The organism is Ideonella flava, from assembly GCF_051857595.1.
Classification (GTDB): domain Bacteria; phylum Pseudomonadota; class Gammaproteobacteria; order Burkholderiales; family Burkholderiaceae_C; genus Ideonella.
On sequence record NZ_JBPZHD010000013.1, the window covers coordinates 182,434 to 202,247 of the forward strand.

Sequence of the window (19,814 nt, forward strand, 5' to 3'; positions counted from 1 at the left end):
GGGCGAATTCCCCCTCGGGGGGACGACGCGAAGCGTCACGGGGGCAAGAATGAGCCAGCAGGGCCGCCCCAAGGGCGAATTCCCCCTCGGGGGGACGACGCGAAGCGTCACGGGGGCAAGATGAACGAGATCGCCCTGCTGATCGCGGCCACGCTGAACGCCGGCACCGTGCTGGCCATCGCCGGCCTCGGCCTGCTGGTCAACGAGCGCGCCGGCATCGTCAACCTGGGCGCCGAGGGGATGATGCTGGTGGCCGCCATCGCCGGCTTCGCCACCGCGGTGCACACCGGCTCCGACGTGCTGGGCTTCATCGCCGGCATGGGAGCGGGCGCGCTGATGGCGGCGGCCTTCGGCGTGCTGGTCATCTGGCTCAACACCAACCAGTACGCGACCGGCCTGGCGCTGAGCCTGTTCGGCGCCGGCTTCTCGGCCTTCGTCGGCATCAGCTACACGCAGCAGCGCATCGGCGAGCGGCCGCGGTTCGCCTTCCCCGGCCTGGCGGACATTCCCCTCGTCGGGCCGGCGCTGTTCCGACACCACCCGCTGGTCTACGGCGCGGTGGCGCTGGCCATCGGCCTGACCTGGTTCCTCTATCGTTCACGCGCCGGGCTGGTGCTGCGAGCCGTCGGCGAATCGCCCGAGTCGGCGCACGCCCTGGGCTACCCGGTGCGGCGCATCCGCCTGGCCGCGGTGGTGGCGGGCGGGGCGCTGTGCGGCCTGGCCGGCGCCTACATCTCGGTCATCTACACACCGCTGTGGGTGGAGGGCATGGTGGCCGGCAAGGGCTGGATCGCGCTGGCCCTGACCACCTTCGCCACCTGGCGGCCGCTGCGGGTGCTGCTCGGGGCCTATCTCTTCGGCGGCGTGACGATGCTGCAGTTCCACCTCCAGGGCGAGGGCGTGCAGATCGCCAGCCAGTGGCTCAGCATGCTGCCCTACCTCTCGACCATCGTCGTGCTGGTGCTGATCTCGCGCAATCCGAACTGGATCAAAGTCAACATGCCGGCTTCCCTCGGGAAGCCCTTCTTTCCGGGCAACTGAGGGTGCCTATCATTCGCCCCGCTGGCGACCACACTTCCCAACAACACGGAGTCCACCGCATGACCCTTTCCAAACGAACCCTGTTGAGTGCCGCCGCGCTGGCTGCCGTCGCGGCGCTGGTCGGCTGCGGCAAGAAGGAGGAGGCGGCGGCGCCGGCGGCCAGCGCGGCGGCTGCATCCGCCCCCGCCAAGGCCGAGCCGCTGAAGATCGCCTTCGCCTACGTCGGCCCGGTGGGCGATGGCGGCTGGACCTTCGCGCACGACAACGGCCGCAAGGCGCTCGAGAAGGAGTTCGGCGACAAGGTCGTCACCAGCTTCGTCGAGAAGGTGCCCGAGGCCGCCGATGCCGAGCGCGTCTTCCGCGACATGATCGGCCAGGGCAACACGCTGATCTTCGGCACCACCTTCGGCTACATGGAGCCGATGCTCAAGGTGGCCGCGGACAACCCCAACGTCAAGTTCGAGCATGCCACCGGCTACAAGACCGCCGAGAACATGCGCACCTATGACAGCCGCACCTACGAGGGCGCCTACATGGCCGGCGTGATCGCCGGCGCGATGACCAAGACCAACACGCTGGGCGTGGTGGCGTCGATCCCCATCCCCGAGGTGATCCGCAACATCAACTCCTTCACCCTCGGTGCGCAGAGCGTGAACCCCAAGATCAAGACCAAGGTGGTCTGGGTCAACGAGTGGTTCAACCCGCCCAAGGAGACCGAAGCCGCCACCGCACTGATCAATGGCGGCGCCGACGTCCTGATGCAGAACACCGACTCCGCCGCGGTGCTGAAGACCGCCGAGGACAAGGGCAAGCGCGCCTTCGGCTGGGACTCCGACATGAGCGCCTATGGCCCCAAGGCCCACCTGGGCTCGGCCGTCATCAACTGGGGTCCGTACTACGTCAAGGCCACGCGTGACGTGCTCGAAGGGAAGTGGACGACGGGCAAGAGCTGGTGGGGCGTCAAGGAAGGCGCGATCGATTTCGTCTCGCTGGCCGCCGACGTGCCCGCCGAAGCCAAGGCGAAGCTCGACGCGGTCAAGGCCGGCCTGAAGGACGGCAGCTTCGTCATCTGGAAGGGTCCCATCGTCGACAACACCGGCAAGGAAGTGGTGGCCAAGGACACCGTGGCCGACGACCCCTTCCTGTCGGGCATCAAGTTCTACGTCAAGGGCGTGGAAGGCAAGGTGCCGGGCGACGGCAAGTAGTCGCTCGGTTTCATCCAGGGCCAGCGCCAGGGCCACCGGTGAGAGCCGGTGGCCCTTGTCATTGGAGCGGCGAGGGCGCGCACCGGCCGCGGGGTAGGGGTCGACACGCCCGCCGTCGCGGCGCTACAACCGGCAGGTTCGTCGGCCAGGCGCCGCCGGGAGAGATGGGATGAGTTCGCGTGCCCGCTACCTGCTGCATGCCGATTTCACCGGCAGCCCGCCCTATGCCGACGTGGTCGTCCCGTGGGATTGGGTGTGGTTCCAGCAAGGCAGCGACTTCTCGCTGCAGCCAGGCGGCAAGGTGAGCTTTCGCACCCACGGCCTGTACGAGTTCGTCGTCTCGGCGGACTGGCAGCTGATGACGCTGCTGGACTACGACCTGCGCCAGGTCGGCCTGCGCCTGCAGCGCCAGGGCCAGCCCGACGAGCCGATCGACTACCACGAGCGCATCGGCTTTCACAACACGCCGGGTTCCGATGCGCCGCGCATGGCACGCTGGCAGGGCAAGTGGGGGCCGCTGGACATCCCGCCGCGCGGCACGGCCGGCATCCAGGTGACCGTGGCGCCGGCCGGAACCGCCCGCCTCGGCGACATGGCGCTGGCGGGCCACACCGCGATCAAGCTGCAGGCCATGCCGCTGGCGGGGCTGCGCGCGCTGGTCGTTCACGCCAAGGTGGTGGCCCAGGACACCGTGTCGGTCAGCCTGCACAACCCATCGGCGACCGATGCGATCCATGTCGGCAAGGGCACGCTGAAGGTCATCGCGATGACCGCGCAGCTCACGCACGGCCGCTCCGGCGACGCCTGGCAACTGGTCCACAGCGCTTCGGTGGAGATCGCCGCCGGCGACCGCGTCTATGCCGTGATGCGGCACCACGTGCCGGGCACCGTGCTGCAGACGAGTGACAGCACCTGGCTGCAGGTGGACCGCCTGGCCTGAGCCATGGCCATCGACAGGAGTGCCCCATGACGCCGAGATCGCCCATCGACCCCGCCCGCCGCCGCGCCTTCGGCCGTGGAGCCGCGATGGCCGGCGTGGCCGCCGCGGGGTTCGCCCCGTTGCCCGCGCGGGCCGCCACCCGCTTCGACTCGCGCGCCCGCTTCACGCTGGCCGGCGACTTCGCCGGCCCGCCGGATGCCGACGTGCTGGTGCCCTGGGGCGCGGTGCGCTTCCAGACCGGCGCCGATGTCGCGCTGCAGGCCGACGGCAAGGTGCTGGTGCAGTCGCACGGCTTGTACGAGTGCGTCATCTCGGCCGACTGGCAGCTCAAGACCGGGCTGGACTACGACCTGCGCCAGATCGGCCTGCGGCTGCAGCGCCAGGGCCAGCCCGACGAGCCCATCGAGGCCCATGAGCGCATCGGCTTCCTGAACACGCCGGGCTCCGATCCGCCCTGCATGGCACGCGCCCAGGTGGATTGGGGCCCGCTCGACATCCCCTTGGGCGCCACGGTGGGCATCGAGGTGCCCGTCTCGCCGGCCGGAACGGTCAAGCCAGGCGACATGGCCATCGCCTCGCACGCCAAGGTCAACCTGTCGGGCCTGCCGGCCGAGGCGCTGCGCGCCCTGCTGGTGCATGCCAAGGTCGTGGCCGACGACACCATAGGCGTCAGCCTGCACAACCCGTCGATCGCCGAAGGCATCCACGTCCGTCAGGGCGTGCTCAAGGTGCTCGGCATGACCGCCCAGGCCGCGCGCGGCCGGTCGGGCGATGCGTGGCAGATCATCCACACCGCCTCGATGGAGCTGTTCCCCGGCGATCGCGTCTACGGTGTGCTGCGGCACAAGGTCCCGGGTACCGTGCTGCAGGCCACTTTCAGCAGCTACCTGCAGATCGATCGCCTGGCCTGAAGCTTCCATCACTGGGCAAACGATTCCACCGGATTTTTGTCGGTGGCGCCGGTGCCGGCAGCACCACATCCGAGCAAAGCACGGCCGGCGTCGGCGTCCAATCTCGCTCACGCCGGCCGCACCGCGCCGGCCGATACCGCAGGTAGGCGCCGGCGATCCGGGCCCGATCCTTGCGTCGCCTACCTAGGGCCAATCCCGATCCGGGGAGCCCTTCGCGGCCCCTGGTGCGCGCAGCCCCGGGAGTAGGATCCGGCGCACCAACCAAGCCCGTGTCCACGTCGCGTTATTTCGCCGCGGACCATCCAACGAGGAGCATCACCATGTCCCGTCTTTCGTCCTGGGTCGCCGGCGCTGCCGCGGCCGTCTTCATGTTCGGCGCCAGCACCGGCACGGCCGTCGCGCGCAGTGTCGATGCCATCAAGAAGGCCGGCACCATCATCGTCGCCACCGAGGGCCAGTACGCCCCCTTCAACTTCTTCGAGGGCTCCAAGCTGTCGGGTTTCGAGGTCGACCTGATGGAGGCCGTGGCCAAGAAGATGGGCCTGAAGATCGAGTGGAAGACGCTGGGCTTCGACGCGCTGCTGACCGGCCTGGGCCAGGACCGCTGGGACATGGTCATCGCCTCGCACGGCATCACCGAGGAGCGCGCCAAGTCGGTCACCTTCACCAGCCCGCACTACTGCTCGGGCGGTGCCATCGTCACCAAGAATGCCGCGCTGAAGACCGCCAAGGACCTGGCCGGCAAGACGATCGCGGTGCAGACCGGCAGCTCCTACCTCGAGGCCGCGCAGAAGATCCCGGGCGTCAAGGAAGTGAAGAACTTCCCCAAGGATCCCGACGCCCAGGCCGCGGTGATGAGCGATCGCGCCGATGCCTGGATCACCGACAAGTTCGTCGTCATGGACGTGCTGAAGACGCAGAAGAACACCGGCCTGAAGCCCACCGGCATGCTCTTCGTCGAGAAGATCGCGGCGGCCGTCGCCAAGGGCAACACCGGCCTGGCCGATGCCTACAACAAGGCCCTGGGCGAGTACATGGCCAAGGGCGGCGGCTACGAGGCGCTGTCGATGAAGTACTTCGGCGAAGACGTGCGCTGCAAGTGAGAAACCCCCACGCTCCCTTCCGGTCCGCGCCTTGCAGGCCGCGCCGGGCCAGTGGCCCGGCCGCGAGCCAGGCACGAACAGTCCACTGGACTGTTCATGTCCCGGCTCGCCCCCCCGAGCGGACTTTTGCAGCGGACCGGCAATGCCGGATCCGCGCAAATCCCTTGGTTGGGTCGGCTTCCTGCGTCGCGGATCGCGCGAAACGCGATGGAGCATCTGAAAAGACACACCCGCACCTTTTGCACGCGTGACCATGACGATACCTGCCATCGGCTGGCCCGCCGGCTGGACGCGACAGCGCCGCAGCCAGGCCACCATCGTGACGGCCTCGCTGGCGCTCGTGCTGGCCCTTTGGGTGGCCGCGAGCCTCATTGCCCTGGCACCCGAGCCGATCGGGCCCAACGCCAAGTTCTTCGCCGAAGGGATGGTGGTCACGCTCGAGTTGACCATCGTCTCCGGCCTGATCGGCGTCGTGCTGGGGCTGCTCGCCGCGCTGGGCAAGGTCTCGCGCATCCTGCCGGTGCGATGGCTGGCCAGCTTCTACATCTGGGTCGTGCGCGGCACGCCGTTGCTGGTGCAGATTTTCTTCGTCTATTTCGCCTTGCCGGTGATCGCGAAATCCTTCGGCTCCGAATGGCTGAACGACGCCGCGCGGATGACCGAGTTCACTGCCGCGGTGCTGGCGCTCTCGCTCAACGTGGGCGCCTACAACGCCGAGGCCTTCCGGGCGGGCCTGCTGTCCGTGCCCAAGGGGCAGTTCGAGGCGGCCCGCTCGCTGGGCCTTTCGAAGTGGCACACCCTGCTCGACATCACGTTCCCCCAGGCCTTCAAGGTGGCGCTGCCGCCGCTGGTCAACAACGTGGTGGCCCTGCTGAAGGATTCCTCGCTGGCCTATTCGATCGGCGTGGTCGAGCTGACCAACGTGGGCGCGCGCGTGCAGTCGTCGACCTTCCAGCCGGTGCCCATCCTCGTGACGACCGCCATCCTCTACCTCGTCATGACCACGCTGCTGACGCAGATCACCAACGGCATAGAGCACCGGTTCGACATCGAGGGGCGCCAGCCATGAGTGCCGATCCCAAGGCCGACGGCGTGCCGCTGATCACCGTCGACAAAGTCAACAAGCACTTCGGCCCGGCGCATGTGCTGCGCGACGTGTGCACCCATTTCAACGCCGGCGAAGTGGCCGTCATCATCGGCTCGTCGGGCTCCGGCAAGTCGACCCTGCTGCGCACGCTGAACCGGCTGGAGAAGCACGACAGCGGCAGCATCGTCATCGACGGCATTCCGGTCGACGACCAGCCCAAGCACCTGAAGGCGCTGCATGCCGAGGTCGGCATGGTGTTCCAGCAGTTCAACCTGTTCCCCCACCTCACGGTGCTGGAGAACGTCTCGCTGGCCCCGCGCCGCGTGCGCGGCCTGTCCCGCAGCGAGGCCGACCAGCGCTCGATGGCGCTGCTGGAGCGGGTCGGCATGCAGGCGCACTCGCACAAGCACCCGTTCGCGTTGTCGGGCGGGCAGCAGCAGCGCGTGGCCATCGCCCGCGCGCTGGCGATGCAGCCGCGCGTGATGCTTTTCGACGAGCCCACTTCGGCGCTCGACCCGGAGACGGTCAAGGAAGTGCTCGACGTGATGAAGGGCCTGGCCTCCAGCGGCATGACCATGATCGTGGTCACCCACGAGATGGGGTTCGCCAAGGAGGTGGCTGATCGCGTGCTGTACTTCGACAAGGGCTGCATCCTGCAGGACCAGCCGCCGGCGCAGTTCTTCGACCATCAGGACAACCCCCGCATCCGGGCCTTCCTGGGCCAGATTTCATGATCGATCTCGACCGCATCGGCCGTGACCGGCTGCCCGCGCTGCTGCGTGCCATGCCCAAGGCGGAGCTGCACATCCACATCGAGGGCTCGCTCGAGCCGGAGTTGATCTTCAAGCTCGCCGAGCGCAACGGCGTGAAGCTGGCCTACCCCAGCGTCGAGGCGCTGCGCGCCGCCTACGCCTTCACCGACCTGCAGAGCTTTCTCGACATCTACTACGCCGGCGCCAGCGTGCTGCAGAAGGAGGCCGACTTCTTCGACATGGCGTGGGCCTACTTCGAGAAGGCGGCCGCCGACAACGTCGTGCACGCCGAGCTCTTCTTCGACCCGCAGACGCACACCGAACGCGGCGTGCCGATAGAGGCGGTGATCCTCGGCCTGCACCATGCGTGCCAGCGGGCGCACGCCGAGTTCGGCATCACCAGCCGATTGATCCTTTGCTTCCTGCGCCACCTGAGCGAAGAGGCGGCCTTCGAGGTGCTGGAGCAGGCGCTGCCCTATCGCGAGTACCTCATCGGCGTGGGGCTGGACAGCTCGGAACGCGGCCATCCACCCGAGAAGTTCGCCCGGGTCTTCGCCCGCTGCCGCGAACTGGGCTTGCGCACGGTGGCGCACGCCGGCGAGGAGGGCCCGCCCGCCTACATCGACAGCGCGATCGACGTGCTGAAGGTCGATCGCATCGACCACGGCGTGCGCTGCGTCGAGGATCCGGGCCTGGTCGCGCGCCTGGCGGCCCTGCGCATGCCGCTCACGGTGTGCCCGCTGTCCAACGTCAAGCTGTGCGTCTATCCTTCGCTGGGCCAGCACCAGCTGCCGGCGCTGCTGGAGGCGGGGCTGGTCGCCACCGTCAACTCCGACGATCCGGCCTACTTCGGCGGCTACATCAACGACAACTTCGTCCAGACCTTCGAGGCCCTGCCTCAGCTGGGGGCGCGTCAGGCCTGGCAGCTGGCCCGCAACAGCTTCGAGGCCAGCTTTGTCGACGAGGCTTTGCGGGAGACCTGGCTGCGCCGGCTCGACGAAGTCTTTGCCGGGGCGGGCTGAGGGTCGGGGGAGCCGGACATCACAGCCGCGGGCCAGGAGTCTTCGCGGCTTCCGCCGCGCAGGCTCCTGGCTTGCACAACCGCGCGCAAGCCGGCACGATGCCAGCGCAGACCGGAGGTTGCGCCATGAAGATCCTCGTGCCGATCGATGGAACCGAGCTCTCGCATGCGGCCCTGCGCCACGTGATCGAGCTGGTGCGTGAGGGCCTGCGGGCCGAGCTGTTCCTGGCCAACGTCCAGCCGCCGGCCAGCCTTTACGAGTGGATGCGCGCGCCGAATCCGGACGCGCTCGGTCACATCGCCGAAGCGGCCGGTGAGCATGCGCTGCAAACCGCCGAATCGCTGCTTCGCGAGGCGGGCCTGGATGCAACGGAACTGCTCGTCACCGGCGACCCGACCCACGCCTTGCTCGAGCTGATCGAGAGCGAAGGCTGCGACGCGGTCGTGATGGGCTCGCACGGCGGCGGCGGGCTGCTCTCGGCTTTCCAGGGCTCGGTGTCGCAGGCCATCCTGCACGGCTCGCGCGTGCCTGTGACGCTGGTCAAGCCGCCCGAGCCGGCCGAAGAATCGGCGGCCAGCGAAGAGGCCGTAGCCGACGAGGAAGACGAGGCGGCGGGTGCCTGATGCGCGCCGGCACGAGGTCCTCATCCTCGGTGCCGGCATGTCGGGCCTGTGCATGGCCGTGCAGCTCAAGCGCGCCGGCGTAGACGACTTCGTCATCCTCGAGAAACAATCCGGCCTGGGCGGCACCTGGTGGGACAACCGCTACCCGGGCGCCCATGTCGACGTCCCCGCGCCGGCCTACTCCTTCTCCTTCGCATCGAATCCGAAGTGGACGCGCCGCTTCGCTTCCGCGAGCGAGATCCAGGGCTACCTGAAGGACATCGTCGAGCGCTTCGGACTCGCCCCGCACATCCGCCTGGGCGAGCGCATCACCGAGGCTCGCTTCGACGAGGGCAGCGGCCGCTGGCAGGTGCGCACCGAGGCCGGCGAAACCCTCGATGCGCGCTTCTTCGTCTGCAGCACCGGCCCGCTGAGCCAGCCGCGCTGGCCCGACGTCCCGGGGCTGGAAAGCTTCGCCGGCGCGAAGCTGCATTCCGCGCGCTGGGATGAAAGCGTGCCGTTGGAAGGCCGGCGGGTCGGGGTCATCGGCACGGGCTCGACCGCCTCGCAGCTGGTCGCGCCCATCGCGCGCCGCGCCGCGTCGCTGGCCGTGTTCCAGCGCACCGCCAACTGGGTCATGCCACGGCTGGACCGGCGCTACGGCCGCGTCGATAGGTGGCTCGCCCGCCTGCCGCCCTATGCGGGCCTGGTTCGCTGGCTTTGGGTGCAGGCGCTGGAGTGGGGCCGGCGCGGCTTCGAAGAGGGCACGCTGGCCCGCCGTGCCATGCTGGCGACCGCCGCGCGCCATCTGCAGCGCCAGGTGCCGGATCCCGAGCTGCGCCGCCGGCTCACGCCGCCGTACCCTCTCGGCTGCAAGCGCATCATCTACTCGAACGACTTCTACCCGGCGCTGCGCCGGCCGAACGTCGAGCTGGTGACCGAGGCGATAGAGCGCATCACGCCGCGCGGCGTGGTGGCCGCCGACGGCCGCGAACACGCGCTCGATGTGCTCGTCTGTGCGACCGGCTTCGACACGGTCCACCTGCTATCGTCGACCAGCGTCACGGGGCAGGGCGGCCGCACGCTGCGCGAGGCCTGGTCGCAGGGCCCGCAGGCCTACCGTGGTGTCACGGTGGCGGGCTTTCCCAACCTGTTCTTGCTGCTCGGGCCGAACACCGGCACCGGCCACACCTCGACCCTGCTCTACCTGGAACCCCAGGTGAAGCATGTGCTCGCCTGCTTGCAGGCCGTGCGCCGCGGCCGCCATCGCTGGATGTCGGTCCGCCCCGAGGTGATGCAGGCCTACAACGAGGGCCTGCAGCGGCGCCTGGCCGGCTCGGTCTGGACCCATTGCCGCAGCTGGTACCGGATGGAGCCGAGCGGACGCATCGTGGCGATCTTCCCCGGCTTCACCCGGGAATACGTGCGCAGCCTGCAACGCCTGGAGCCTGCCGACTACGAGTGGGCTTGAGCCTTGCTGCCGGTCGCGGGCGGGTTGTCACATCCGGCCGATATGCTCGCCGGCTCGGCGAAACCCCGCCACCGTGCAAGAGCCCGCGCTGCTGCCCCCGCTGATCGAACTGGACGAACTGGCCCGCCGCGCCGGTCCGGCGCTGCGCCGCCGCCTGCTGTGCGAAGTGCACGTCGGTGGCCGGTTGCTGCCGGTGCACGCCTACCTGCTCGGCAGCACCTCGCCGCAGGCGCCGGCGGTGGCCTTCGTGGGCGGCGTCCATGGGCTGGAGCGCATAGGCGCCGAGGTCGTCATCGCCTACCTGCGCAGCCTGGTGATGCGGCTGCCCTGGGACGAGACGCTGCAGCCGCAGCTGCGCACGATGTGCTTCGTCTTCGTTCCCTTGCTGAACCCGGGCGGATGGTGGCGCGGCACGCGCTCGAATCCGCAGGGCGTGGACCTGATGCGCAATGCGCCGGTCGATGCGCTGGAGCCGGTGCCCTGGCCGGTCGGCGGCCAGCGGCTGAGCTCCTGGCTGCCCTGGTTTCGCGGCCCCCGGGGCGCGACGATGCAGGCCGAGAGCGCTGCCCTGTGCGAGCTGATTCAGGCCGAGCTGTTCGACCGGCCCGTGAGCATCGCGCTCGATTGTCACTCGGGCTTCGGCATGAGCGATCGGCTCTGGTTTCCCTATGCGCACACCTCGCATCCGATAGCCCACCTGGCGGAGCTGCATGCCCTGAACCAGCTGCTGGACAGTGCGTTGCTGCACCACCGCTACATCGTCGAACCGCAGAGCCGGCAGTACCTGACCCACGGTGATCTGTGGGATCACCTGTACCTGCGCTCGCGTCAGCTGCCGCGGCCACCGGTGTTCCTGCCCTTGACGCTGGAGATGGGATCGTGGCTGTGGGTCAAGAAGAACCCGCGCCAGTTCTTTTCGCGCCACGGCATCTTCAACCCGCTGATCGAGCACCGGCAGCACCGCGTCCTGCGGCGGCACCTGAGCCTGCTGGACTTCGTGAGCCGCGCGGTGGCGAGCCACGAGCGCTGGCTGCCGCAGGATGCCCACGAGCGCGACAAGCATCGTCAACACGCCCTCGAACGTTGGTACCGCCGCAGCCGCGCATGACACCGAACCCTTCGTCCGACACCTGGGTGCTGCTGCGCGGCCTCACGCGCGAGGCCGGCCACTGGGGAGGCTTCGTGGCCCAGCTTCAGGCGCGGTTGCCGAACGCCCGCGTGGTCTGCGTCGACCTGCCGGGCAGTGGTGCCCATCATCGCGGCGCGAGCCCGTGGCGCATCGCGCCCATGGTGGAGTCCGTGAGGCAGGACCTCACCGCGCGGGGCCTGGCGCCGCCCTACCGCCTCCTGGCTCTTTCGCTTGGCGGCATGGTGGCCCTGGACTGGGCCACGCGCCGGCCCGACGAGGTCGCCGGCGCGGTCCTGGTCAACACCAGCCTGGCAGGCTTGAGCCCCTTGCACCACCGGCTGCGTCCCGCGGCCTGGCCTGCGCTGGCCGGATGGGCGGTCGGCGCTCTGCATCGCGAGGCCACCATCCTGCGGCTGACCAGTGCCGGGCCTGACGACCACGCAGATGCGCTATCGCAATGGGCAGCCATCCGCGCCGCACGCCCTGTGTCGACGGGTAACGCATGGCGCCAGCTGATCGCCGCCGCCCGGTACCGCGCACCACTCCAGAAGCCGCGTGTTCCGCTGTTGCTGCTCGCCGGCGCGGCAGACAGCCTGGTCGATACCCGATGCTCACTCGCCCTGGCACGGCGCTGGGCCGTCCCGCTGGTGATGCACCCCAGCGCCGGCCACGACCTGCCGCTGGACGATGGGCCCTGGGTGGCCGAGCAGGTGGCGGCTTGGCGGGCAAACGCCATGCCTCCCACGACCTGACTGGGAATTCGCGAAAGCCCTTGTTCGCGGGCGGACCGGCGCCCACACTTCAGTGCCTGGGACACCAAGGAGACGCGCGATGGAACTTCTTTCCAGCGTGTTCGCGCCGGGCGGCGAGCTGCCGCAGCGCTACACCTGCGAGGGCCCGGATGTCGCCCCGCCCTTGCAATGGAAGGGCCTGCCGGCGGGCACCTCCAGCCTGGCCCTGATCGTCGACGACCCCGATGCGCCAGACCCGGCCAGGCCGCAGCGCACGTGGGTCCACTGGGTGATCGTCGATCTCCCGCCCGAGGCCGGGGGCCTGGCGGGCGAGGGCCAGGCGCTGCCCTCCGGTGGCCGCCAGGGCCTGAACGACTGGAAGCGCGCCGCCTGGGGCGGCCCGTGCCCGCCCATCGGGCGGCACCGCTACTTTTTCAAGCTTTACGCGCTCGACTGCAAGCTGCCGCAGCTGGCGCAGCCCACCAAGGCCGAGCTCGAGCAGGCCATGCAGGGCCACGTGCTCGCGCAGGCCGAGCTCATGGGCACGTACCAGAAGCAGGCAGCACACTGAACCAGCAAAGGCTCATCGACCATGAAGCAAAGCACCGGCACCACCCCTCCCGTCCATCCCGCCGCCTCTGAAGGCACCGACGACCCGGCGGCGACGCTCAAGCCGCTGGATCCGGGCCGCGTGAACTCGATGGACCCCATCGAGCTGCGTTACTGGGCCCGCCAGTTCGGCTGCACCGAAGAGCGCCTGATGGAGGTGGTCGAGCAGGTCGGCGAACACGTCGCCGCCGTGCGCGAGCGCCTCGGCATCCGGCACTGACGCCGCGCCGCCCATCGCCGCCGCTTGATGCAGGTCAAGCGCCGGGGCGGCAGTGTCCGCGGCGGAACAATCGATCAGCCCGTCGGCCGAAAACGGCGCGGGCGAAGGCTTCTCCCGGCCCGACTGCGGCCGCCCTCCCGAGGCCAAGATGCGTATCCATCGAGAGGGAGAAGCCGATGAGACGATTGACCGATCTGAAGATCGCCGCGCGCCTGGCGCTGGCGTTTGCCTGCGTGGTCCTGCTGCTAGCGGGTACCGTGGCCGCGAGCCTGGTGCAGTTCGCCGCCGTGCGCGAGCACGTCGACCGCCTGGTCGACGAGGACGCCACCAAGCTGCGCCTGTCGCAGGAGGTGCTGCAGATGGCGCGGGGCAATGGCGTGCACGTGCTGGCGGCGTTCATGACCGACGACGAAGCCGCGCGGCAGCCGCACCTGGCGGCCGTGACGGCCGCGCGCCGCGGGATCGACGAACGACTGGAGCAACTGGACAAGCTGGTCCGCCGGCCGGAGGGGCGTGCCTTGCTGGCCGAGTTCCGCAGCGCGCGCGCGCGGCCTGGGTCCAGGCCTTCGGAAGCTGCCTGGAGTTGCTGAAGCAGGGCCAGCGCGAACAAGGGCGCGAACAGCTGGTCCGCCAGGCCCTGCCGCGGCTGCAAGCCCTGGACGGGCCGGCGCTGCGCCTGGCCGAACTCGAGGAGCGACTGCTGGACGAGGGTCGCAAGCGAATGGACGGCGACCTGATCCTGGTTCGCCAGCTGTTGCTGGCACTGGGTCTCGGGGCGGTGTTGCTGTCGGTCGCCGCGGGTTGGTGGATCTCGCGCTCCATCGTGCGACCGCTGCAGACCGCCGTCGGCGCGGCGCGAAGGGTCGCCGCGGGCGAGCTGAACATCGACATCCGGCCCGGCTCGGCCGACGAGACCGGCCAACTGCTCCAGGCCATGCGGCAGATGCAGCAGAGCCTGGCCGACACCGTGACCACGGTGCGCCATAACGCCGAATGCGTGGCCACCGCCAGCGCGCAGATCGCGCAGGGCAATGGCGACCTGAGCCAGCGCACCGAAGAGCAGGCCAGTGCGCTGGAGCAGACCTCGGCGACGATGAGCGAGCTGGACGCCACCGTGCGGCACAACGCGGACAACGCGGCCGAGGCCGATCGCCTGGCCCGCAGCGCCAGCGGGGTGGCGGGCGAGGGCGGTGAGCTGGTGGCTCGGGTCGTGGAAACGATGAACGCCATCCATGGCAGCTCGCAGCGGATCGCCGACATCATCGGCGTGATCGACGGCATCGCCTTCCAGACCAACATCCTCGCGCTCAACGCGGCGGTCGAGGCTGCCCGCGCCGGCGAGCACGGACGCGGCTTCGCGGTGGTGGCCAGCGAGGTGAGGGCGCTGGCCCAGCGCAGCGCCGGGGCTGCCAGGCAGATCAAGACGCTCATAGGCACGAGCGTGGACCAGGTGCAGCAGGGCAGCGCACTCGTGAGCGATGCCGGGCGCACCATGGAGCAGATCGTCGGCTCGATCCGGCGCGTGAGCGCCATCGTGGGCGAGATCAGCTCGGCCAGCGGCGAACAGGCCAACGGCGTGATGCAGGTCGGCCAGGCCGTGGCGCAGATGGACCAGGCCACGCAGCAGAACGCCGCCCTGGTGGAACAGAGTGCGGCGGCCGCCGAAAGCCTGCGCGAGCAAGCCCGGGCACTCGTGCAGGCGGTGGCGGTGTTCCGGGTCTAGGCCCGGCGCGCCAACCGCCTGGGCCGGGCCGTCCCTTCCCTGGTGAATGGACGTCAGGCCCATGACAGGCTGACGGCTAGAGTCTGGGTCATGGCACCCCGGCCCGCGGTGTGCAGATGCCGTTCCAGGGAGAACAACGAGGTGCGCGTCACGACGCAGCACCGGCCGTCGATCGACCCGTGGCTGTTGGTCTCGATCGGCCTGCCGGTCGATTCGGCCCGCGAGCTGGCCGACCACATGAGCTGGCAACGCCTGCCTCGCGGCGCGCTGCTCGGCCGGCGCGGCGAGCCGCCCGACAGCTGGGGCCTGGTGCACAGCGGCCTGGTGGGATCCGCCGTCGCCCTGCGAACCGACTGGAGCGACGCCGCTGCGGCGGAGGGTGAAAGCCGTGTCGCCCAGCTGTATGGCCGCGGTGCCTGGTTCGGCGAGGCGGCACTGGTCGAAGGAGCGCCCAGGCCTGTCGAATACCGCACGCTGGCGCCATCGCTCGTCGGCTTCATGTCGGCCGGCGACTTTCGCGCGGCGCTCGACCAGCATCCCCTGTTCGCGCGATTCGTGCTCAACCTGGTCAGCCACCGCGCGGCCCGCACGCTGCAGTGGCTGCTCGCGCTCAAGCATGCCTCGCCGGCCGGCCGCATCGTCTGGACGCTGGCCCAGCTGTGCGAATCGCTCGATGAAGGCTCGGCCTGGTCGCCGGCGCCCGCGCTTTCGCCGCAGGTCGCGGTGGGGGTGGGCCAGGCCGATCTGGCCCACGCCTGCGATGTGTCCCGCCGGGTGCTCAACGGCGTGCTGCAAGCGCTGCAGGCCGCGGGCTTGCTGCAGGTGTCGTACGGACGGATCACGCTGGCGCCGGGCGCGGCCTGGCGACGCCTCGGAGTGCGTCTGCGCTCCAGCGAGGTGTTCGAGGGGGAGCAGCCGCTCGCTGCCTTCATCGCATTGCTGACCGGCGATGGACGCGCGCCGCGCTGAACCGCAGGTCGCGGCGCTGGCGCGCGCCCTGGCGGGACTCGGACTGCCCGAGTCGGCCGCCGAGGCGCTGGCCTTGCAGGCGCGGCCTGCCCGGTGCGACGCCGGCTTGACGATCGAAAAGCGCGGGGCGCCGGCCGGAGCGGTGTGGTTCCTGGCCCAGGGCGTGGTGTCGCACCAGGTACAGCTCGCGGATGGCACGAAGGCCGTGGTCGCCCTGTATGGGCCGGGCACGCTGTTCAACCAGCAGCAGGCCCTGTTCGACCAGCCCAACGGCGTGGACACGGTGGCGGTCACGCCCGTGTCGCTGCTGGGATTCGACGTGCCGGCCTACCGGGCACTGATCGAACAGGAGCCGGCCTTCCTGCGCGCCATGCTGCACCTCACTGTCCATCGCGCCACACGCCTGGCCGAGGCGGTGACGGCCTTCAAGCACGGCTCGCCGGCGTTCCGGGTGGCCTTCGTGCTCGGCCACTTCGCGCAGGCCTTCGATCCAGCCTCCGGCTTCACCGCGCAGTCTCCCGGCGCCGATGGGCAGCCCCTCACGCTGCCGGCCGGCACGTCGGTCCTGGCCTCGATGGCCAACGTTTCACGCTCCACGTTGTCCGAGGTGCTGCGCGAACTGGCCGATGCCGGCTTCGTCCGCCGCGGCGAAAGAGGCGCCTTGAGCATAGAGCGCCGCGGCGCCTGGCTTGCCCTGCAGGCGCGCCTGCGCTCGCAGGCCACGCTGCCAGCGCAAGCTCGTTGCATCGACGTGCTGGAGGCCCTGCGCGAGAACTGAACACCGTTTCAGTTCCGGCCTTGTCAAGCCATTCGGTCACGTGCGAGGGGTGTGTCATGTTGGTGGATTGACACCATCTGTGACCCAAAGTGTCGGAGCTTGTCGCCTGGAATCCGTCACCTCAATAACACGTCACTTGATGAGATCATGCGCGCCTCCCGAGAAGGGCTGCCGCTGAAGAAGGCTGGCGGAACTCGGGGCAGCGGCCACCCATGGCCGCGGCGGGCCACGGTGAGGGGTACATGAATAAACTGGTTTGGGCTGCCGCCCTTGCGGCTGCCCTGGCTGCGTGCGGCGGCAGCGGAGGGGATGAATCGTCATCCACGTCGGGCGGCTCCGGGCCGGTCAACGTGGTCACCATGCCGTACAGCCGCGGCATGGATCCGCATGCGCAGGTGCAGGCAGTGGCCGCCGCCGAGTCGGGCAACAGCCATTTCCCGGGTTGCCACGCGGCCGGCGCGCCGCGGCGCCTGACGCGCACCCAGCTGATCGCCTCGCTGACCGACGTCGTGCAGCAGCTGACCGGCGACGCGGCGCTGGCGGCCACCGTCGAGCCGACCGTGCTCGACCAGGCGCAGTTCCCGCCCGACACCCTGGTCGACCCGGACAGCACCCGTCACACCGGCTATGAAAGGCTGGACACCGCGCTCACCTCGCGCCAGGCGGGTGCCCTGCACCAGACAGCCGAGACGCTCGCCAAGGCCATCACCGCGGACAGCGCCCGCGTGACCCGGCTGCTGGGCAACTGCGGCAGCGATGCGAACGCCTGCATGGCGGGCTTCTCGCGCCGGGCCGGGCGGCTTTTCTTCCGCCGGCCCATGACGGATGCCGAAGTGGCGGTCTACGTGGCCGCAGCCGGCGGCGAAAAGACGCCCGAGGCGATGTCCAAGGTGATCGCCACCATGATGGCCTCGGCCAGCTTCTACCTGCGCGTCGAGCTTGGTCAGGCCAGCGGCGGCGACGGCCAGTGCGTGCCGCTGACCGCGCACGAGCTCGCCTCGCGCCTGTCCTACCAGTTCTGGGACACCGTGCCCGACGCCACGCTTGCGGCGGCGGCCGACGACGGCAGCCTGCTGGATCCGGCGGTCTACCAGGCCCAGGTGGCTCGCCTGGCCGCCGACGCACGGGCCGACGCGCCGACGAGGCGTTTCTTCAGCCGCTGGTTCAAGCTCGAGGAGCTGGTGGCCATGAACGGCAAGGTCGGCAATGCCAAGTTCGACGCCTTCGCCGGCAGCTACAAACCCCTGTCGACCACCCGCGACGCGGCGATCAACGAGGTGCTCGACATGGTGTCGTACGTCGCCTCGCGCGACGGCTCGCTGCAGCAGCTGCTGACCGACCGCCATTCCTTCGCCCGTACGGCGGATGTCGCCGCGCTCTACAACACGCCGGTCTGGGACGGCAAGTCCACGCCGCCCTTGTTCGCCGAGGCCGACCGCGTCGGCCTGACGACCCGCATCGGAATGATTGCCAACGGCTCGTCGGACACCACTCTGCCCATCCGCCGCGGCATCCGCGTGCTCAACGCGCTGACCTGCCAGACGCTGCCGCCGCCGGCGATGGACCAGTCCAACGCCAAGGCCGACCTCACCGGCGTGCTGACCACGCGCCAGCGCACCGAGCGGGTGACCCAGATGGAGGGCACCTCCTGCATCGGCTGCCACCAGGCGCAGATCAACCCCTTCGGCTTCGTGTTCGAGCGCTTCGACGCGCTGGGCCGCGTGCGCCAGACCGAGGTGGTGCGAGACGACAACGGCAACACCCTGGGCGAGAAGCCGATAGACACGGCGGCCGTGGCCACGCTGGCGGGCATCGCCGCCCGCTCGGTGGCCAGTGCCGGCGAGGCGCAGCAGCTGATCCTCGACAGCGGCGCCTTCGAGAAGTGCTTCGCCCGCAACTACGCCCGCTACACCTTCGGCCGGCCCGACAAGGCGGACGACGCCGAGCTGATCGAGGCCATGCGCCAGCAGGCCGCCAGCGGCACCAACATCCGCCGCCTGATGGCCGCCGTCGCGCTGCGCAAGGAGTTCCAGATGATCGCGAAGGTGTCGCCATGAAGCCGGCCTACAACCCCATGACGCGGCGGCAGTTCCTGGTCGGCGGCGGCGTCGCGCTGGCCGTGCCCTTGCTGCCCTCGCTGCTGCCGCGCGAGGTGCGCGCAGCGGCCCAGGCGGCGGTCAGCGCCGAGCGCTACTTCGTGCACATGACGACCTGGCATGGCGTGTTCCAGAGCCAGTTCTTCGGGCCGCTGCTCGACCTCGCGCCGACCCAGAAGACCTTCGCCGGCGGCATCGAGGTGCGAGGCATGCCGCTGAAGTCCAGGGCCGACGGCAGCAACATCGTCATCAGCGACATCCTCACCGCCGCCTCCAGCGCGTTGACGCCCCGCATGCTGTCCCGCATGAACGTGATCAACGGACTCGACTTCCACACGGGCGTGGGCCACAACCGCGGCTACTCGCTCGGCGGTGACGACGTCCATCCGAGCATCGACCAGGTGCTGGCGCGCTCGGCCGGCTTCTACCCCACGCGGCCCTCGCAGGGCGTCATCGTGCGCAACCTCGTGTCGCTCTCGAGCGCCGGCTCGGGCACCACGCAGACCGAGCAGACGGCCGAGAGCAACGTGAAGCTGTTCGATCGCCTGTTCGGCACCACCACGACGCCGGGCGAGCCTTCCATCGTCCTGGTCGACCGTGTCAAGGAGCATGCCGACCTGGTGATGGCCGATCCGGCCTGCTCGACCGACTGCCGCAACCGCCTGTCCAACTACCTGGACCTGCTGAGCGACGTGCAGACGCAGGTCGGCGGCGTGGCCAACGGGGGCGGCAGCTTCCCGCGGCCGACCACCGACACCGCGGCGGTGGAGGCCACCGAGGGCTTCTACGGCAAGCCCGAGCAGCAGGTGGCCTGCGAGCGGCTGTGGAACGACATCGTCGCGGCGGCCTTCGCCGCCGGCATCAGCCGCGCCTACGTCTGCGGGCCCAACACCTACACCTTCGGGCCGGATTCCGAGCACGCCTGGCACAACAACTACGCCCATGCGCTGGACGACCCGGCCAAGCGCGCCGGCTTCAATGCCGCGGTGCGGCTGCAGTTCGAAGGCGCGATGCTCGACATGGCGAACCGGCTGGACCGGATCACCACCGCCGACGGCGCGACGATCTTCGACAAGACCCTGATCGCCAGCGGCTTCGAGCTCGGCTCCGGCGGCAACCCGGGGCACCACCACAACCGGTGCGTTCCGGTCGTCACCCTCGGCAACGCCGGCGGCTACTTCAAGACCGGCCAGTACCTGGACTACCGCGACCTCGACTCGTTCACCTGGTCGTCCGACCCGCACTGGTACTCGGGCCTGCTCTACAACCAGTGGATGGGCATGGTGCTCCGCTCCATGGGCGTGAGCCGAGCCGAGCAGGAGACCGGCATCGTCGGCTACCCCAACTTGCGGGGCCCCAACGGCGACCACACCGACCAGATCTGGAACGTCGCCGGGCAGGACCTGCCCTGGCTGAAGGCCTGAC

General features: G+C 69.7%; 20 protein-coding genes. All 20 read left to right on the forward strand.

The window, feature by feature from the left end:
• Nucleotides 1-120 precede the first annotated feature (120 nt).
• The 20 genes from ACS5PM_RS26515 (at nt 121) to ACS5PM_RS26610 (ending at nt 19,813) form a co-directional block, all read left to right on the forward strand.
• Nucleotides 121-1,041 (forward strand): ABC transporter permease, encoded by a 921-nt coding sequence (locus ACS5PM_RS26515; protein WP_439390849.1) that lies wholly within the window; start codon nt 121-123, stop codon nt 1,039-1,041.
• A gap of 59 nt (nt 1,042-1,100) precedes the next feature.
• A complete protein-coding gene (locus ACS5PM_RS26520; protein WP_439390851.1) occupies nt 1,101-2,246 on the forward strand; it encodes a BMP family ABC transporter substrate-binding protein in 1,146 nt (381 codons plus the stop codon).
• A gap of 169 nt (nt 2,247-2,415) precedes the next feature.
• Entirely contained in the window at nt 2,416-3,186 is a 771-nt protein-coding gene (locus ACS5PM_RS26525) for a hypothetical protein (RefSeq protein WP_439390852.1), read from the forward strand.
• A 26-nt stretch (nt 3,187-3,212) separates the two neighbouring features.
• Complete coding sequence (locus ACS5PM_RS26530; protein WP_439390853.1) at nt 3,213-4,097, forward strand: hypothetical protein; 885 nt, start codon at nt 3,213-3,215, stop codon at nt 4,095-4,097.
• Between the two features lie 368 nt (nt 4,098-4,465).
• Complete coding sequence (locus ACS5PM_RS26535; RefSeq protein ID WP_439390921.1) at nt 4,466-5,200, forward strand: ABC transporter substrate-binding protein; 735 nt, start codon at nt 4,466-4,468, stop codon at nt 5,198-5,200.
• 253 nt (nt 5,201-5,453) lie between these two features.
• Nucleotides 5,454-6,269 (forward strand): amino acid ABC transporter permease, encoded by an 816-nt coding sequence (locus ACS5PM_RS26540; protein WP_439390854.1) that lies wholly within the window; start codon nt 5,454-5,456, stop codon nt 6,267-6,269.
• Entirely contained in the window at nt 6,266-7,021 is a 756-nt protein-coding gene (locus tag ACS5PM_RS26545) for an amino acid ABC transporter ATP-binding protein (protein WP_439390855.1), read from the forward strand. Before ACS5PM_RS26540 ends, ACS5PM_RS26545 begins: the two co-directional genes overlap by 4 nt.
• Nucleotides 7,018-8,061 carry an adenosine deaminase gene (locus tag ACS5PM_RS26550; protein WP_439390856.1) on the forward strand — a complete coding sequence of 348 codons (1,044 nt, stop codon included), beginning with the start codon at nt 7,018-7,020 and terminating at the stop codon, nt 8,059-8,061. Before ACS5PM_RS26545 ends, ACS5PM_RS26550 begins: the two co-directional genes overlap by 4 nt.
• A 125-nt stretch (nt 8,062-8,186) precedes the next feature.
• On the forward strand, nt 8,187-8,684 hold the full coding sequence (locus ACS5PM_RS26555) for a universal stress protein (protein WP_439390857.1): 498 nt from the start codon (nt 8,187-8,189) through the stop codon (nt 8,682-8,684).
• Nucleotides 8,677-10,134 carry a flavin-containing monooxygenase gene (locus ACS5PM_RS26560; RefSeq protein WP_439390858.1) on the forward strand — a complete coding sequence of 486 codons (1,458 nt, stop codon included), beginning with the start codon at nt 8,677-8,679 and terminating at the stop codon, nt 10,132-10,134. The genes ACS5PM_RS26555 and ACS5PM_RS26560 overlap by 8 nt, the downstream gene beginning before the upstream one ends.
• Nucleotides 10,135-10,207: 73 nt before the next feature.
• Nucleotides 10,208-11,242 (forward strand): M14 family zinc carboxypeptidase, encoded by a 1,035-nt coding sequence (locus ACS5PM_RS26565; protein WP_439390859.1) that lies wholly within the window; start codon nt 10,208-10,210, stop codon nt 11,240-11,242.
• On the forward strand, nt 11,239-12,015 hold the full coding sequence (locus tag ACS5PM_RS26570; protein WP_439390860.1) for an alpha/beta fold hydrolase: 777 nt from the start codon (nt 11,239-11,241) through the stop codon (nt 12,013-12,015). The genes ACS5PM_RS26565 and ACS5PM_RS26570 overlap by 4 nt, the downstream gene beginning before the upstream one ends.
• Nucleotides 12,016-12,094: 79 nt before the next feature.
• The gene (locus ACS5PM_RS26575) at nt 12,095-12,565 is read left to right on the forward strand and encodes a YbhB/YbcL family Raf kinase inhibitor-like protein (RefSeq protein ID WP_439390861.1); all 471 of its coding nucleotides are present in this window, start codon (nt 12,095-12,097) and stop codon (nt 12,563-12,565) included.
• A gap of 21 nt (nt 12,566-12,586) precedes the next feature.
• Complete coding sequence (locus ACS5PM_RS26580; protein ID WP_439390863.1) at nt 12,587-12,823, forward strand: DUF3606 domain-containing protein; 237 nt, start codon at nt 12,587-12,589, stop codon at nt 12,821-12,823.
• A gap of 176 nt (nt 12,824-12,999) precedes the next feature.
• Complete coding sequence (locus tag ACS5PM_RS26585; protein WP_439390864.1) at nt 13,000-13,413, forward strand: MCP four helix bundle domain-containing protein; 414 nt, start codon at nt 13,000-13,002, stop codon at nt 13,411-13,413.
• A complete protein-coding gene (locus ACS5PM_RS26590) occupies nt 13,407-14,546 on the forward strand; it encodes a methyl-accepting chemotaxis protein (RefSeq protein ID WP_439390865.1) in 1,140 nt (379 codons plus the stop codon). The genes ACS5PM_RS26585 and ACS5PM_RS26590 overlap by 7 nt, the downstream gene beginning before the upstream one ends.
• 141 nt (nt 14,547-14,687) lie before the next feature.
• Nucleotides 14,688-15,515 carry a Crp/Fnr family transcriptional regulator gene (locus tag ACS5PM_RS26595; RefSeq protein ID WP_439390866.1) on the forward strand — a complete coding sequence of 276 codons (828 nt, stop codon included), beginning with the start codon at nt 14,688-14,690 and terminating at the stop codon, nt 15,513-15,515.
• Nucleotides 15,496-16,293 carry a Crp/Fnr family transcriptional regulator gene (locus ACS5PM_RS26600; protein ID WP_439390868.1) on the forward strand — a complete coding sequence of 266 codons (798 nt, stop codon included), beginning with the start codon at nt 15,496-15,498 and terminating at the stop codon, nt 16,291-16,293. The genes ACS5PM_RS26595 and ACS5PM_RS26600 overlap by 20 nt, the downstream gene beginning before the upstream one ends.
• 242 nt (nt 16,294-16,535) lie before the next feature.
• A complete protein-coding gene (locus ACS5PM_RS26605) occupies nt 16,536-18,350 on the forward strand; it encodes a DUF1592 domain-containing protein (protein WP_439390869.1) in 1,815 nt (604 codons plus the stop codon).
• On the forward strand, nt 18,347-19,813 hold the full coding sequence (locus ACS5PM_RS26610) for a hypothetical protein (RefSeq protein ID WP_439390870.1): 1,467 nt from the start codon (nt 18,347-18,349) through the stop codon (nt 19,811-19,813). The genes ACS5PM_RS26605 and ACS5PM_RS26610 overlap by 4 nt, the downstream gene beginning before the upstream one ends.
• Nucleotide 19,814 lies beyond the last annotated feature (1 nt).

Excerpts from the sequence above, each read along its gene's own strand:
- ACS5PM_RS26535 (WP_439390921.1), top strand. The coding sequence starts at position 4,466 with ATGTTCGGCGCCAGCACCGGCACGGCCGTCGCGCGCAGTGTCGATGCC.
- ACS5PM_RS26515 (WP_439390849.1), top strand. The coding sequence starts at position 121 with ATGAACGAGATCGCCCTGCTGATCGCGGCCACGCTGAACGCCGGCACC.
- ACS5PM_RS26585 (WP_439390864.1), top strand. The coding sequence starts at position 13,000 with ATGAGACGATTGACCGATCTGAAGATCGCCGCGCGCCTGGCGCTGGCG.
- ACS5PM_RS26550 (WP_439390856.1), top strand. The coding sequence starts at position 7,018 with ATGATCGATCTCGACCGCATCGGCCGTGACCGGCTGCCCGCGCTGCTG.
- ACS5PM_RS26520 (WP_439390851.1), top strand. The coding sequence starts at position 1,101 with ATGACCCTTTCCAAACGAACCCTGTTGAGTGCCGCCGCGCTGGCTGCC.
- ACS5PM_RS26530 (WP_439390853.1), top strand. The coding sequence starts at position 3,213 with ATGACGCCGAGATCGCCCATCGACCCCGCCCGCCGCCGCGCCTTCGGC.
- ACS5PM_RS26600 (WP_439390868.1), top strand. The coding sequence starts at position 15,496 with ATGGACGCGCGCCGCGCTGAACCGCAGGTCGCGGCGCTGGCGCGCGCC.
- ACS5PM_RS26575 (WP_439390861.1), top strand. The coding sequence starts at position 12,095 with ATGGAACTTCTTTCCAGCGTGTTCGCGCCGGGCGGCGAGCTGCCGCAG.
- ACS5PM_RS26540 (WP_439390854.1), top strand. The coding sequence starts at position 5,454 with ATGACGATACCTGCCATCGGCTGGCCCGCCGGCTGGACGCGACAGCGC.
- ACS5PM_RS26580 (WP_439390863.1), top strand. The coding sequence starts at position 12,587 with ATGAAGCAAAGCACCGGCACCACCCCTCCCGTCCATCCCGCCGCCTCT.
- ACS5PM_RS26525 (WP_439390852.1), top strand. The coding sequence starts at position 2,416 with ATGAGTTCGCGTGCCCGCTACCTGCTGCATGCCGATTTCACCGGCAGC.
- ACS5PM_RS26610 (WP_439390870.1), top strand. The coding sequence starts at position 18,347 with ATGAAGCCGGCCTACAACCCCATGACGCGGCGGCAGTTCCTGGTCGGC.
- ACS5PM_RS26555 (WP_439390857.1), top strand. The coding sequence starts at position 8,187 with ATGAAGATCCTCGTGCCGATCGATGGAACCGAGCTCTCGCATGCGGCC.
- ACS5PM_RS26570 (WP_439390860.1), top strand. The coding sequence starts at position 11,239 with ATGACACCGAACCCTTCGTCCGACACCTGGGTGCTGCTGCGCGGCCTC.
- ACS5PM_RS26605 (WP_439390869.1), top strand. The coding sequence starts at position 16,536 with ATGAATAAACTGGTTTGGGCTGCCGCCCTTGCGGCTGCCCTGGCTGCG.
- ACS5PM_RS26545 (WP_439390855.1), top strand. The coding sequence starts at position 6,266 with ATGAGTGCCGATCCCAAGGCCGACGGCGTGCCGCTGATCACCGTCGAC.